At 67.7% G+C, this 13,194-nt stretch carries 12 protein-coding genes; 7 read left to right on the forward strand and 5 right to left on the reverse strand.

Annotated features, from left to right (window positions below; all coding sequences use genetic code 11):
* Positions 1-8 precede the first annotated feature (8 nt).
* Positions 9-926 (reverse strand): spermidine synthase, encoded by a 918-nt coding sequence (locus tag F3J15_RS13095; RefSeq protein ID WP_089446161.1) that lies wholly within the window; start codon positions 924-926, stop codon positions 9-11.
* A gap of 142 nt (positions 927-1,068) precedes the next feature.
* Between F3J15_RS13095 and F3J15_RS13100 the strand changes: the two genes are divergently transcribed.
* A complete protein-coding gene (locus F3J15_RS13100) occupies positions 1,069-1,323 on the forward strand; it encodes a hypothetical protein (RefSeq protein WP_166891611.1) in 255 nt (84 codons plus the stop codon).
* 19 nt (positions 1,324-1,342) lie between these two features.
* Here the strand turns inward: F3J15_RS13100 and F3J15_RS13105 are convergent, their stop codons facing one another.
* The 4 genes from F3J15_RS13105 to F3J15_RS13120 form a co-directional block, all read right to left on the reverse strand.
* Entirely contained in the window at positions 1,343-1,819 is a 477-nt protein-coding gene (locus F3J15_RS13105; protein ID WP_069249341.1) for a DNA-deoxyinosine glycosylase, read from the reverse strand.
* Positions 1,819-2,415: a chorismate lyase gene (locus F3J15_RS13110; protein WP_166891519.1), complete on the reverse strand. Its 597-nt coding sequence runs from the start codon at positions 2,413-2,415 to the stop codon at positions 1,819-1,821. The genes F3J15_RS13105 and F3J15_RS13110 overlap by 1 nt, the downstream gene beginning before the upstream one ends.
* Before the next feature lie 8 nt (positions 2,416-2,423).
* A complete protein-coding gene (htpG, locus tag F3J15_RS13115) occupies positions 2,424-4,322 on the reverse strand; it encodes a molecular chaperone HtpG (RefSeq protein ID WP_166891522.1) in 1,899 nt (632 codons plus the stop codon).
* Between the two features lie 158 nt (positions 4,323-4,480).
* Entirely contained in the window at positions 4,481-5,941 is a 1,461-nt protein-coding gene (locus F3J15_RS13120) for a PLP-dependent aminotransferase family protein (protein WP_089446164.1), read from the reverse strand.
* A 230-nt stretch (positions 5,942-6,171) separates the two neighbouring features.
* On the opposite strand from F3J15_RS13120, the gene F3J15_RS13125 reads away from it, so the two are divergent.
* The 6 genes from F3J15_RS13125 to F3J15_RS13150 all read left to right on the forward strand — a co-directional run bounded on the left by F3J15_RS13125 (position 6,172) and on the right by F3J15_RS13150 (position 13,118).
* Positions 6,172-6,864 (forward strand): VOC family protein, encoded by a 693-nt coding sequence (locus tag F3J15_RS13125; RefSeq protein ID WP_166891525.1) that lies wholly within the window; start codon positions 6,172-6,174, stop codon positions 6,862-6,864.
* Positions 6,865-6,919: 55 nt separating this feature from the next.
* Positions 6,920-7,828 carry a DMT family transporter gene (locus tag F3J15_RS13130; RefSeq protein ID WP_089484381.1) on the forward strand — a complete coding sequence of 303 codons (909 nt, stop codon included), beginning with the start codon at positions 6,920-6,922 and terminating at the stop codon, positions 7,826-7,828.
* Between the two features lie 151 nt (positions 7,829-7,979).
* The gene (locus F3J15_RS13135; protein ID WP_089484382.1) at positions 7,980-9,161 is read left to right on the forward strand and encodes a PLP-dependent aminotransferase family protein; all 1,182 of its coding nucleotides are present in this window, start codon (positions 7,980-7,982) and stop codon (positions 9,159-9,161) included.
* Positions 9,162-9,203: 42 nt separating this feature from the next.
* Entirely contained in the window at positions 9,204-9,662 is a 459-nt protein-coding gene (locus tag F3J15_RS13140) for a RidA family protein (RefSeq protein ID WP_011352811.1), read from the forward strand.
* 13 nt (positions 9,663-9,675) lie between these two features.
* Entirely contained in the window at positions 9,676-10,557 is an 882-nt protein-coding gene (locus F3J15_RS13145) for a PhzF family phenazine biosynthesis protein (protein WP_166891528.1), read from the forward strand.
* 221 nt (positions 10,558-10,778) lie between these two features.
* A complete protein-coding gene (locus tag F3J15_RS13150; protein ID WP_069248548.1) occupies positions 10,779-13,118 on the forward strand; it encodes an EAL domain-containing protein in 2,340 nt (779 codons plus the stop codon).
* Positions 13,119-13,194: the final 76 nt, after the last annotated feature.

The following is a 13,194-nucleotide window of genomic DNA, read 5'->3' on the forward strand; positions in this document are numbered from 1 at the left end:
ATGAAGCGTCAGATCGCGAACGCGGTGTCGCGTGCGCCGGTCGTTTCTTTCAAAGCTTTCACCCACTTGCGTGCGGGCAGCTTCAGCGTGTCCTCGATCAGCTTCGCCCGTTCGTCGAGCTGCGCGAACGACACGTCGAGCGCGGGGCCCGAGAACGCGATCGCGATCCGGTTGCCGTCATGCACTTCCGGCAGCGCGATCACGCGGTGATCGAACGCCGCGTTCAGGTGCTTCATGTTGCGCACGAAGCTCGGATGATCGCCGAACAGGTTGATCGTCGCGATGCCCGCGTCGGCGAGGCAGCCGCGCACCGCCCGGTAGAACGCGACGCTGTCGAGCACCGGGCCGCGCGCGGTCGCGTCGTACAGGTCGATCTGGATCGCGCCCGTCGTGCCGCGGTTGGCCGGATCGTTGACGAAATCCCAGGCGTCGGCTTCGTGCACGGCGAGACGTGCATCGTCGGGCGGCAGCGCGAACATCGTGCGCGCGGCGACGATCACCGCCGGGTTCAGCTCGACGGCCTCGACCTTCGCGTGCGGCAGGAAGCGGTGCGAGAACTTGGTCAGCGCGCCGGTGCCGAGCCCGAGCTGGACGACCCGCTCGGGCGTTTCGAGGAACAGCAGCCACGCCATCATCTGCTGCGCGTATTCGAGCTCGATATGCAGCGGCTTCGAGATCCGCATCGCGCCCTGCACCCATTCGGTGCCGAAGTGCAGGAAGCGCACGCCGCCTTCTTCGGAGAACGTAACGGGCGCGAAGCGCGGCTTGCGCGGCGCTTCGAGCACGGGCACGTCGTCGTGCTCGTCGATGTCCGGGCGGCGCTTCACGCGCGGCGGCTGGAGCTTTTCGGAGCCGTTGTAGGCGGACGGCTTGCTGCGCTTGGACGCGCGCGCCTCGGCGGACGCGCGCTTGATCAGTCGGGTCATGTGTGAATCTCGCTGGGTGAAGCTGGTTTTAGCGGACGAGAGGATAGCATTGGTGCGTGGTGACGGCCGCGACGAGCGCCCGACCATGCATGACATCGAATCCCGTTGGCGCTACGCTGCCTCACCGATCGAAGGAAAACATATGAACTCGACCGACAAGAAGATCTGGTTTCCGGCGAAGCGCTACGGCTGGGGATGGGGGTTGCCGGTCGCGTGGCAAGGCTGGGTCGTCCTGCTGCTCTTTGCCATAGGGATCGTGGCGGTCACGACACGCGTCTCGCCCGCCCAGTCACCACTAGCGTTCGCGGCTTGCATCGTGGTGCTGGTGGCCGCGCTCACGATCGTGTGCTGGCTGAAAGGCGAAAAGCCGAAATGGCGCTGGGGCAAGGACGAATAAGCGACGATCCGTCGAATCGTCAGGCACGAATCCCGTGCCACTGCGCGAGCTTCTGCTCGAACGTCAGCATCGCATTCGCCGGGCTCGACGAAGGCAGCACGAGCGTGTCGTACCCCGCCGCGCCGATCACCTCCGCAAACCGGCCCGCCGTCTTGCCGTTGAAACACACGCGCTTGAGCAACGGCGCATGCTCGCGCAACGACGCGAAATCGTTCGGCTTCGCATGCCGGATCGCCGAATCGAGGCTGCCCTCGCGATGGCACGCGGCCAATACATCCCAGATACCAATCCCGTGCGACAGCACGCGCTCGAGCCGCGCGTCGTACGCGAGCTCGTGCAGCCCGTGCTCGCCGAGCACCGTGCCGAGCAGGCGCCAGAACTGGTTACGCGGATGCGCGTAATACTGCGCGGCGTCGAGCGACGCCTCGCCCGGAAAACTACCGAGGATCATCGTATGCGTATGCGCCGCGACGACCGGCGGAAAACCCCGCAACATCACGCGCCTCCGCCCGGCCCGCCCGAGCGCGGCCCGTCGCCGTGCGCATCGAGATGGCGCCACAGCGCCGGCAGCATGCACTCGGTGACCATCAGCGGCTTGCCGTGACGCTGGAACACCGAGCGCCGCGCGGCGAACGAATGCGGTGCACGCACCCCGCCAAGCGCATGCGTCGCCAGCGCATACAGCGGATGGCCGGCGATCACGCGCCGGCTGACGAGCGCCGAACGCTCGACCTGCGGATCGCTGTACAGCAGCTCCGCCAGCGGCCGCGTGCGCAGCCGCCGCATCGCCTGCCACACGCCCTTGCTGGCCGCGAGCGGCGCGATGCTGTGCGCGGCGACGAACGGCGTGCCGTCGACCGACAGGATCACCTCGCGCACCCACATCGGTGCGCGCGGCGCACTGGCGAGCGCGTCCGGCTCGTCGAACCACGGGCAGTCGACGGCCTCGCGCGTCACGCGCACGTTCACGCGGCCGAGCCGCGCGAGGTGCGCGGTCAGCGATCCGCCGCGCGTCAGCCAGTCACGCTGGTCGAGCGTGCAGCCAGGCCGCGGCGTCTCGCGCCAGCCGGCCTGACCGCCGTCGAATCGCATGCGTGCGTTCACGCGGCGCGCGACAGCAGCAGCGCGTTGGTCCGCTTCACGAAGCTTGCCGGATCGTCGAGCATGCCGCCTTCGGCGAGCAGTGCCTGATCGAACAGCAGATGGCACCAGTCGCCAAAATCGGCGCTGTCGGCATTCAGCTGCTTCACGAGCGCGTGCTCGGGATTGATCTCGAGGATCGGCTGCATCGCCGGCGCGTTCTGGCCGGCCGCCTTCAGCATGCGCTGCAGGTAGCCGCTCATGTCGTTGTCGTCGGCAACGAGGCACGACGGCGAATCGGTCAGGCGGAACGTGACGCGCACTTCCTTCACCTTGTCGCCGAGCGCTTCCTTCATCTTCTCGACGACCGGCTTGATCGCCTCGCCCGCCTGCTCCTGCGCCTTCTTCTCCTCGTCGTTCAGCTCGCCGAGATCGAGATCGCCGCGCGCCACGCTCGCGAGCGGCTTGCCGTCGAATTCGTGCAGGAACGACAGCATCCATTCGTCGACACGGTCGGTCAGCAGCAGCACCTCGACGCCCTTCTTGCGGAACACTTCCAGATGCGGGCTGTTCTTCGCGGCCTGCCACGTATCGGCGGTCACGTAGTAGATCTTGCTCTGCTCGGGCTTCATGCGCGACACGTAATCGGCGAGCGACACGTCCTGCGCGTCGGTGTCGCCGTGCGTCGATGCGAAGCGCAGCAGTTTCGCGATGCGCTCGCGGTTCGCGTGATCCTCGCCGAGGCCTTCCTTCAGCACCTGGCCGAACGCGCCCCAGAACGTCTTGTACTTCTCCTTGCCGGCCTCCTCTTCCGCGTTCGCGAGCTCTTCGAGCATCGACAGCGCACGCTTCGTCACGCCTTCGCGGATCGCCTTCACGTCGCGGCTTTCCTGCAGGATTTCACGCGACACGTTCAGCGGCAGGTCGGCCGAATCGACGACGCCCTTCACGAAACGCAGGTATTGCGGCAGCAGCTGCTCGGCGTCGTCCATGATGAACACGCGCTTCACGTACAGCTTCAGGCCGCCGCGATAGTCGCGGTTCCACAGGTCGAACGGCGCGTGCGACGGCACGAACAGCAGTTGCGTGTATTCGCTGCGGCCCTCGACGCGGTTATGCGTCCACGTGAGCGGATCCTGGTGGTCGTGCGCGATGTGCTGGTAGAACTGCGTGTACTGCTCGTCGGTGACGTCGCTCTTCGAGCGCGTCCACAGCGCGCTCGCCTGGTTGACGGTCTCGTCCTCGTCCTTCAGGACCATCTCGCCCTTTTCCTGATCCCATTCTTCCTTCTGCATCAGGATCGGCAGCGCGATATGGTCGGAATACTTCTGGATGATCGACTTCAGGCGGTGCGACGACAGCAGGTCGTCCTCGCCTTCGCGCAGGTGCAGCGTGATCGTCGTGCCGCGCTGCGCGCGCTCGATCGCGTCGATCGTGAAATCGCCCTCGCCCGCGCTTTCCCAGCGCACGGCCTCGTTCGCCGGCAGGCCCGCGCGACGCGTCTCGACGGTGATCTTGTCGGCGACGATGAAGCCCGAGTAGAAACCGACGCCGAACTGGCCGATCAGCGCCGCGTCCTTCTGCTGGTCGCCGGACAGCTTCGTGAAGAACTCCTTGGTGCCCGAACGCGCGATCGTGCCGAGGTTCGCGATCGCTTCATCGCGGCTCATGCCGATGCCGTTGTCGTCGATCGTGATCGTGCGCGCGGCCTTGTCGTAGCCGATGCGGATGCGCAGGTTCGGATCGTTCTCGTACAGCGCGTTGTCCGCGAGCCCTTCGAAACGCAGCTTGTCGGCCGCGTCGGACGCATTCGACACCAGTTCGCGCAGGAAGATTTCCTTGTTGCTGTAGAGCGAATGGATCATCAGGTGGAGGAGTTGCTTGACCTCTGCCTGAAAGCTCATCGTTTCGTGTGCCATGGATGCTGTTTCCTCTTACTTGAACTTGAATGGTATGGCGCGACCGCCCGGCGCGCGATGCCGGCCGGCCCGTAACAGACAACCGCCCGGCGCATGCGGTTTGCGCGCGTATCTGGAGGCGGCACACCCGATTTCAAGGGCGGGCGTGCCGCGCCGCGTCATGATGCGCGGCGCACGGCCGAATCGATATAGCGCGACAGCAGCGCCGGCAGCGCCGGATCGCCGCAGTTCGCGACGTTGAAGCGCATCCACGTGGACGGCGATTGCTGCGGCGAGAACAGGCTGCCCGGCGTCAGCAAAAAGCCGGCCTCGTGCGCGACCGCCGCGAGCGCGTCCGAGTCGACACCCGTGTCGGCCCACAGGAACATCCCGGCCGCCGGCATCGTGAAGAGGCCGAGCCCCGTGCGCTCGAGCATCCGCGCGGTCTTGTCGCGCACCCCGTCGAGCCGCGCGCGCAACCGCTCGACGTGGCGCCGGTAATGCCCTTCGGTCAGGATCTTGTACAGCACGCGCTCGTTGAGCTCGGGCGTCGTCATCCCGACCAGCATCTTCTGGTCGGTGACCGCCTTCGCGATCTCCGGCGCGCAGGCCACGTAGCCGACCCGCAGGTTCGCCGCGAGCGTCTTCGAATAGCTGCCGAGGTAGATCACGCGCTTCAACTGATCGAGGCTCGCGAGGCGCGTGGCCGGATAGCTCGGCGGGCACAGGTCGCCGTACACGTCGTCCTCGACGACGAGGAAGTCGTATGCCTCCGCGAGCTTCAGGATCCGGAACGCCTGTGCGGCCGACAGCGACGTGCCGGTCGGGTTCTGCAGCACCGAATTGATCACCAGCATCTTCGGCCGCCACATCTGCACGAGCGTCTCGAGCGCGTCGAGATCGGGGCCGTCCGGCGTGTACGGCATCCCGACGAGCTGCGCGCCCTGCGCCGCAAAGCGGCCGAACATCTGGAACCAGGCCGGATCGCCGACGATCACCGCATCGCCGGGCTTCACGTAGATCCGCGAGATCAGGTCGATCGCCTGCGTGATCCCCGACACCAGCACGATCTGTTCGGGCTTCGCGCCGATTTCCACTTCGGCGAGGCGCGTCTGCAGTTGCTGGCGCAGCGGAAGGAAGCCCTGCGCGGTGCCGAAGCCGAGCATCTGCGCGCCGGACTGGCGCCCGAGCGCACGCAGCGCACCGGTGATCAGTTCGCCGTCGAGCCAGCGGCCCGGCAAATAGCCGAGACCCGGCCCCTTTTCCGGGCTGACGGTGTGCAGCATGTTGCGCAGCAGCCAGACGACGTCGATCGTGTTGTGCACCGGCGCGGCCTCGGCCACGCGCGCAACGCTGTCGGCCGGCTGCGGGCCGGCAGCCGTGCGCTCGCGCACGTAGAAGCCCGAGCCGCGCCGCGAGTCGAGGTAACCCTGCGCGACGAGGCGCTCGTACGCCTCGACGACGGTGAAGCGCGACACGCTCTTGTCGAGCGCGAGCTTGCGGATCGACGGCATCCGCATGCCGGGCCGGAACACGCGTTCGTCGATGCGCCGTCGCGCCCACTGGACAAGCTGGTCGACGAGCGTGAGCGTGGCCGTGTCGTGCGGCACGGGAATCTGGGCGAGTGGGACGGTGGACATGGGCGGCAGCTCCAACTGTACCGAAGGCTATCGCGCCGATTGTACCGTTACTGTGCCGGTAGCGACGATTACAGTTGACCGGAATGGCGACCGTGCGGCCACCGTTCCGGCCCCGCCGCACCTGGCGCCGCGCCCACCGGCCCGCATCGCGGCCGGTACGCCGGCCGGTCCGGCCACCGCCCGGCGCATCGCCTGCCCACCATGACACTTTCGCTTCCCGACCGACGTTCATGCCAGCCCGCTCCCTGACACTCGACCATCTCGTGATCGCCGCGCGCACGCTCGACGAAGGCGTCCGCCATGTCGCCGACGCGCTCGGCATCGAACCGGCCGGTGGCGGCCGCCACCCGCTGATGCGGACCCACAATGCGCTGTTCGGCGCGTGGGGCGGGCTCTATCTCGAAGTGATCGCGATCGATCCCGATGCGCCTGCGCCGAACGCCGGCGCCGAGCCGCCGCGCGCGCGGCTGTTCGGGCTCGACGATCCGGCCATGCACGCGCGGCTTGCGCAAGGCCCGTTTCTCGCGCACTGGGTCGCACGCGTCGAGCGTCCGCGCCAGCTCGCGCTGTGGCAGAGCCAGTACCCGGCGCGCATCCCGCCGGTCGTCGCGATGCGGCGCGGCGACCTGAGCTGGGGCCTCACCGTGCCCGACGACGGCACGTTCCCCGCGTGGCAAGGCGCGGGCGACGGCCTCCTGCCGTCGCTGATCCAGTGGGACAGTGCGCGCCACCCGGCCGAATCGCTGCCGGGCGACGGCGTCGCGCTGAAGGCGCTCAAGGGCACCCACCCGCGTGCGGACACGATCCGCGAGCAGCTTGACTGGCTCGGCGCCGCCCACCTGCTCGATCTCGAAGCCGCCGACGGCCCGCCCGCGCTGGTCGCCGAATTCGACACGCCGCAGGGTGCGCGCACGCTGCGCTGAGCGCCCCGCCGCCCCCGATTACATCTAACACTGGCAACACGGAGACACCCACTTCATGAATTCGCGCGAAACCCGGGGCATGCTGCTCGGCCTCATCGGCGTGATGATTTTCAGCCTGACGCTGCCGATGACGCGCATCGTCGTCGCCGAACTCCACCCGCTGCTCAACGGGCTCGGCCGCGCGCTCGCCGCCGCGATACCGGCCGGCCTGTTGCTGTGGTGGCGCCGCGAGCCGCTGCCGACCCGCGCGCAGCTGAAAAGCCTCGCGATCACATCGCTCGGCGTGATCATCGCGTACCCGGTGTTCTCCGCATGGGCGATGAAATCGGTACCGGCCTCGCACGGCGCGGTGGTCAACGGCCTGCAGCCGCTGTTCGTCGCGCTGTATGCGGCGTGGCTGTCGCACGAGCGGCCGTCGAAGGCGTTCTGGGCCAGCGCGGTGGCCGGCAGCGCGCTCGTGATCGCGTTCGCGCTGCGCGACGGCGGCGGCACCGTGCAGGCCGGCGACGCGCTGATGCTCGTCGCGGTCGGCATCGGCGCGCTCGGCTATGCGGAAGGCGCGCGCCTCGCGCGCCAGATCGGCGGCTGGCAGGTGATCTGCTGGGCGCTCGTCGTGTCCGCGCCGTTCCTCGTGCTGCCGGTCGGCTGGCTCGCGTGGATGCAGCATGCCGCGCATCCGGGCCCGCTCGCGCTGCGCACGTGGCTCGCCTTCGGCTATGTGACCCTCTTTTCGCAATTCATCGGCTTTTTCGCGTGGTATGCGGGGCTCGCGATGGGCGGCATCGCGCGCGTCGGCCAGGTGCAATTGCTGCAGATTTTCTTCACGATTGCCTTTTCCGCGCTGCTGTTCGGCGAAACGGTGACGCCGTCGACATGGCTGTTCGCGGCCGCGGTGATCGCCACCGTGGTGCTCGGGCGCCGCTCGGCGGTCGCCACCGCCGCGCAACCGGCTCGCGCCGGCTGAACAGCTGCGCCATAATCGACGTTTTGCCTGATCGGTTTGCCCACCCGGCCGCGAAGGCTCGATCGCGCTCGTGCCCGCCCACCCGGCGGCGTCGAAGCGATGCGCCCGAACGACCTTTCTTGACTGACCACGATATCCGAACGAGGAGACTATGAATCCGAGCGACCTGCATCCGCCGCACTGGCAGCTTTCCGAACGCGCACGCAAGCTGACGAGCTCTGCCATCCGCGAAATCCTGAAGGTCACGGAACGCCCCGAGGTCATCTCGTTCGCCGGCGGCCTGCCCGCCCCTGCCACGTTCCCGGCCGAACGCATGCGCGCCGCCGCCGATCGCGTGCTGCGCGACGCGCCGGCCGCCGCGCTCCAGTACAGCGCGACCGAAGGCTACCTGCCGCTGCGCGAATGGATCGCCGAACGCTACAGCGTGCGCGTGTCGCAGGTGCTGATCACGACCGGCTCGCAGCAGGCGCTCGACCTGCTCGGCAAGGCGCTCGTCGATCCGGGCAGCCCGATCCTCGTCGAAACCCCGACCTACCTCGGCGCGCTGCAGTCGTTCTCGCTGTACGAGCCGCGCTACGTGCAGGTGCCGACCGACGAGCAGGGCCTGCTGCCGGACGGCCTCACGCCCGCACTCACGCAAGGCGCGCGCCTGCTGTACGCGCAGCCGAACTTCCAGAACCCGACCGGCCGCCGCCTGCCCGTCGAGCGCCGCCGCGCGCTCGCCGCGTTCGCGCAGTCGAGCCCGTTCCCGGTGCTGGAAGACGATCCGTACGGCGCGCTGAACTACCGCGGCGAGCCGCTGCCGACGATGCTGTCGATGGCGCCCGATCACATCGTGCACCTCGGCACGTTCTCGAAGGTGCTCGCACCGGGCCTGCGGATCGGCTACATCATTGCGCCCGAGGAACTCCACTTCAAGCTCGTGCAGGCCAAGCAGGCCACCGACCTGCACACGCCGACGCTCACGCAGCGCATCGCGCACGAAGTGATCAAGGACGGCTTCCTCGACGAGCACATCCCGACGATCCGCGAGCTGTACAGCGCGCAGTGCGACGCGATGCTCGGCGCGCTCGAGCGCCACATGCCGGAAGGCGTCACGTGGAACCGCCCGGAAGGCGGGATGTTCATCTGGGTGAACCTGCCCGCGCAGATCGACAGCATGAAGCTGCTCGCCACGGCCGTCGACAATCACGTCGCGTTCGTGCCGGGCGCGCCGTTCTTCGCGGACAACGCGCAACAGAACACGCTGCGCCTGTCGTTCGTGACGGTGCCGCCCGAGAAGATCGAGGAAGGCGTCGCGCGCCTCGGCAAGCTGCTGCGCGAGCGTCTCTGATCCCCTTTTTCCTGTCACGACTCTCTACGAGGAATCGAATCCATGGCTAACGTCTACGACAAGCTGAAGTCGCTCGGCATCGAGCTCCCGACCGCCGGCGCACCGGCCGCCGCCTACGTGATGAGCGCGCAAACCGGCAACACGGTCTTCCTGTCGGGCCACATCGCGAAGAAGGACGGCAAGGTCTGGGCCGGCAAGCTCGGCGCGGATCTGCAGACGGAAGACGGCAAGGCCGCCGCCCGCTCGATCGCGATCGACCTGCTCGCGACGCTGCACGCACACACCGGCGACCTGAACAAGGTCACGCGCATCGTCAAGCTGATGAGCCTCGTCAACTCGACGCTCGACTTCACCGAACAGCACGTCGTGACGAACGGCGCGTCGGAACTGATCGCGGAAGTGTTCGGCGACGCCGGCAAGCACGCGCGCTCGGCATTCGGCGTGGCGCAGATCCCGCTCGGCGCGTGCGTCGAGATCGAGCTGATCGCCGAAGTTGCGTAACGAACGCAGCACGATGCCCGGCCGTCTCGTCCGTTTCAAGCAGGTCGACGTGTTCACGTCGGTGCCGTTCAAGGGCAACGCGCTCGCCGTGGTGTTCGACGCCGATTCGCTCGGCGACGACGACATGCTGGCGATCGCCCGCTGGACAAACCTGTCGGAAACGACGTTCCTCTGCACGCCGACCGATCCGGAAGCCGACTACCGCGTCCGGATCTTCACAACGGAGGGCGAACTGCCGTTCGCCGGCCACCCGACGCTGGGCACCGCGCATGCGTTCCTGGAAAGCGGCGCGCGGCCGCGCATGCCGGGCCGGCTGATCCAGCAGTGCGGGGTCGGCCGGGTCGCGCTGCGCGAGCAGGCCGACGGCTGGGCGTTCGCCGCGCCGCCGGCACGCGTCACGCCGCTCGACCGTTCGGACTACGCGGCGCTGGCTGCCGCGCTGCGCAGCGACGCGGTCGATCTGGATGCCGAGCCGTGCGCGGTCGACAACGGCGCGCCGTGGCTGGTCGTGCGGCTGAAATCGGCCGATGCCTGCATCGGCCTGACGCCCGATCCGGCCGCGCTGACGGCGCTCACGCACCGCTACGGCACGGACGGCCTCGCGGTCTACGCGCCGCACGCCGAAGGCGGCCCCGCGACGTTCGAAATCCGCTGCCTGATGACGGGCGGCAATTTCGGCTTCGGCGAGGATCCCGTCACCGGCAGCGCCAACGCCGCGCTCGCCGGGCTGCTGACGCGGCAGGAACGCCGCCCCGGCCAGTCGTATACGGCCCGCCAGGGTACGGCGATCGGCCGCGACGGCCGTATCTTCGTCAGCTATGACGAAGACGGCACCACGTGGATCGGCGGCCATGTCGTCACCGTCGTCGACGGCACCTTCCTGTCACCCGCCTGACATTTCGCGATGTGCGATGGCGCCGGCCCGCCCGGCGCCCCCCCTCCGATTCGCCCAACTATCGCAAAAACGTTCCAACCAGTAATATCGGGCCTAATCCGTTGTTTCGGAGGTCTGTCCATGGTTGCGTGTCCCGCGAACGAACAGACGTCGGGACAATCCCAACCCATAGTCAGCCATCCAGACGGGTGGCGCACGCGAGCAGGACGCCACCCTCTTCGATGAGCTCCGCCCGGTCCAACCACACGCCGCCGACCCGGCCGCTACGCGCGCCGCGCAAATCGCGCCGGCGTGCGCTCTTTGCGATCCCGCTGCTCGGGATGCTGGCGCTCGCGCTGCTGTGGGCCGTGATCATCGCGCGTCTGTCGGTGGAGAAGGACAGCGCGTACAAGGAAGCGGCGGCTTCCGCCGCGATCCTGTCCTCCGCGCTCGAGCAGCATACGGTCAAGGCGATCCACCAGGTCGACCAGATCACCCGCTTCGTCAAGTTCGAATTCGAGAAATCGCCCGCCCGCTTCAACCTCGCCAGCGCCGTCGAGAAAGGCGTCGTGCCGAGCGACACGCTGATCCAGGTGTCGCTCGTCAACGCGAAGGGCATCCTGTTCGCGAACACGGCCGAGCTGCATCCGCAGCCGATCAACCTGGCCGACCGCGAGCACTTCAAGGTCCACCTCGCGCACAACGACGACCGCCTGTTCATCAGCAAGCCCGTACTCGGCCGCGTGTCGAGCCACTGGACGCTGCAGATGACCCGGCGCCTGAACAACCCGGACGGCAGCTTCGCGGGCATCGTCGTCGTGTCGGAAGACCCGAGCTACTTCACCAACGACTTCTACAACAACGCGGCGATCGGCAAGGAAGGCGTGATCGCGGTGGTGTCAGATACGGGCGCGGTGCTCGCGCGGCGCACGGGCTCGGTCAGCAACGCGCCCGGCGCGTTTTCCGCGTCGGGTGTTTACCCGATCGCCGAGCGCGTGACGGGCACGATCATCGACCCGATCGACGGCGTGACGCGCATCGTGTCGTACCGCCACCTCGACGGCTACCCGCTCGCGGTGATGGTCGGGCTGTCGCAAACCGAGGAATTCGCGGACTACTACCACACGCGCAACGTCTACCTGCTGATGACGAGCTTCATCACGCTCGCGATGCTCGCGTTCTTCGGCGTCGCGACGGGCCTGATCGGGAAGCTGCTCGGCCGTGAGCGCGAAATGACGCAGCTCGCCGAATACGACCTGCTCACCGGCCTCGCGAACCGCTATGCGACGCTGCGCGGGCTGCGCAACGACGTGTCGATGCCGGCGAGCCTGTCGCGGCTCGGGCTGCTGTTCATCGATCTCGACAACTTCAAGACCGTCAACGATACGCTCGGCCACAACGCCGGCGACATCGTGCTGCAGATGACCGCGTCGCGCCTGGCCGATGCGGTCGGCGACGAAGGCTCGCTCGCGCGCATCGGCGGCGACGAATTCGTCGTGGTGATGAAGGGCGACGACGTCGAGCGGCGCGCGGTGCGGCTCGCGGAAGCGATCATCCGGATGTTCGGCGAACCGTTCGACGTGCGCGGCAGCTCGTTCGTGCTGCATGCGAGCATCGGCATCGCGCTGCACACGGTGGCGAACGAAAGCGAGATCGACCTGCTGAAGAAGGCCGACCTCGCGATGTACAGCGCGAAGGACGCCGGCAAGAACTGCTACCAGTTCTATGCGCCGCACCTGTCGCACCGCGCCGACCACCTGATGCGCTGGGAACAGCAACTGCGCGTCGCGCTAGCCGAGGGGCAGCTGTTCCTCGCGTACCAGCCGAAGATCGACCTCACGCACCGCCACATCACCGGCTTCGAGGCGCTCGCGCGCTGGGATCATCCGGAGCACGGCGTCATCTCCGCGAACGAATTCATTTCGATTGCCGAATCGACCGGCCTGATCGTGCCGATCGGCGACTTCGTGATCCGCACCGCGTGCGAACAGATCGCGCGCTGGCGCGACGACGGCCACGACACGCTGACACTCGCGGTCAACATTTCGCCCGTGCAGTTCTGGCGCGGCGACCTGATCGAGACGATCTCGCAGGCGATACAGGACACCGGCATCGACGCGAACCGGCTCGAGATCGAGATCACCGAGACCGCGATGATGGAATATCCGGAGCTCGTGTCCGAGAAGATCGTCGCGTTGAAGAAGCTCGGCATCCGGATCGCGCTCGACGATTTCGGCACCGGCTATTCGTCGCTGTCGTACCTGCACCGCTTCTCCGTCGACACGCTGAAGGTCGACCGCTCGTTCGTGCAGGCCATCCCGAACGATCGCAGCGTGTGCGTGATGGTGTCGTCGATCGTGCATCTCGCGCGCTCGCTCGGCCTGACCGTCGTCGTCGAAGGCACGGAAACCGAGGAGCAGATCACGTGGCTGGCCGCGCTCGGCGAGATCGAGGCGCAAGGCTTCCTGTTCTCGCGACCGGTGCCGGCCGACGCGATTCCCGCGCTGATCGCACGCTTCGGCGTGCGCGGCGAACATCCGAACGTCGTCGCGCATCGCGCGACCGGCAGCACCGGCGCCTGAGCGCCGCACCGCTGCAGCCTTGGCGTGCATTGCGCACTGCCGCAATTATTTCGTTTTCCGATCGAATCGGTTGGTT

The sequence above is a fragment of the Burkholderia sp. Ap-955 genome (genome assembly GCF_011753045.1).
Classification (GTDB): Bacteria; Pseudomonadota; Gammaproteobacteria; order Burkholderiales; family Burkholderiaceae; genus Burkholderia; species Burkholderia lata_D.

What these genes read in the sequence shown, in the direction of transcription:
- F3J15_RS13095 (WP_089446161.1), bottom strand. Translation starts at nt 926, where the DNA reads ATGACCCGACTGATCAAGCGCGCGTCCGCCGAGGCGCGCGCGTCCAAG.
- F3J15_RS13100 (WP_166891611.1), top strand. Translation starts at nt 1,069, where the DNA reads ATGAACTCGACCGACAAGAAGATCTGGTTTCCGGCGAAGCGCTACGGC.
- F3J15_RS13105 (WP_069249341.1), bottom strand. Translation starts at nt 1,819, where the DNA reads ATGTTGCGGGGTTTTCCGCCGGTCGTCGCGGCGCATACGCATACGATG.
- F3J15_RS13110 (WP_166891519.1), bottom strand. Translation starts at nt 2,415, where the DNA reads ATGCGATTCGACGGCGGTCAGGCCGGCTGGCGCGAGACGCCGCGGCCT.
- htpG (WP_166891522.1), bottom strand. Translation starts at nt 4,322, where the DNA reads ATGGCACACGAAACGATGAGCTTTCAGGCAGAGGTCAAGCAACTCCTC.
- F3J15_RS13120 (WP_089446164.1), bottom strand. Translation starts at nt 5,941, where the DNA reads ATGTCCACCGTCCCACTCGCCCAGATTCCCGTGCCGCACGACACGGCC.
- F3J15_RS13125 (WP_166891525.1), top strand. Translation starts at nt 6,172, where the DNA reads ATGCCAGCCCGCTCCCTGACACTCGACCATCTCGTGATCGCCGCGCGC.
- F3J15_RS13130 (WP_089484381.1), top strand. Translation starts at nt 6,920, where the DNA reads ATGAATTCGCGCGAAACCCGGGGCATGCTGCTCGGCCTCATCGGCGTG.
- F3J15_RS13135 (WP_089484382.1), top strand. Translation starts at nt 7,980, where the DNA reads ATGAATCCGAGCGACCTGCATCCGCCGCACTGGCAGCTTTCCGAACGC.
- F3J15_RS13140 (WP_011352811.1), top strand. Translation starts at nt 9,204, where the DNA reads ATGGCTAACGTCTACGACAAGCTGAAGTCGCTCGGCATCGAGCTCCCG.
- F3J15_RS13145 (WP_166891528.1), top strand. Translation starts at nt 9,676, where the DNA reads ATGCCCGGCCGTCTCGTCCGTTTCAAGCAGGTCGACGTGTTCACGTCG.
- F3J15_RS13150 (WP_069248548.1), top strand. Translation starts at nt 10,779, where the DNA reads ATGAGCTCCGCCCGGTCCAACCACACGCCGCCGACCCGGCCGCTACGC.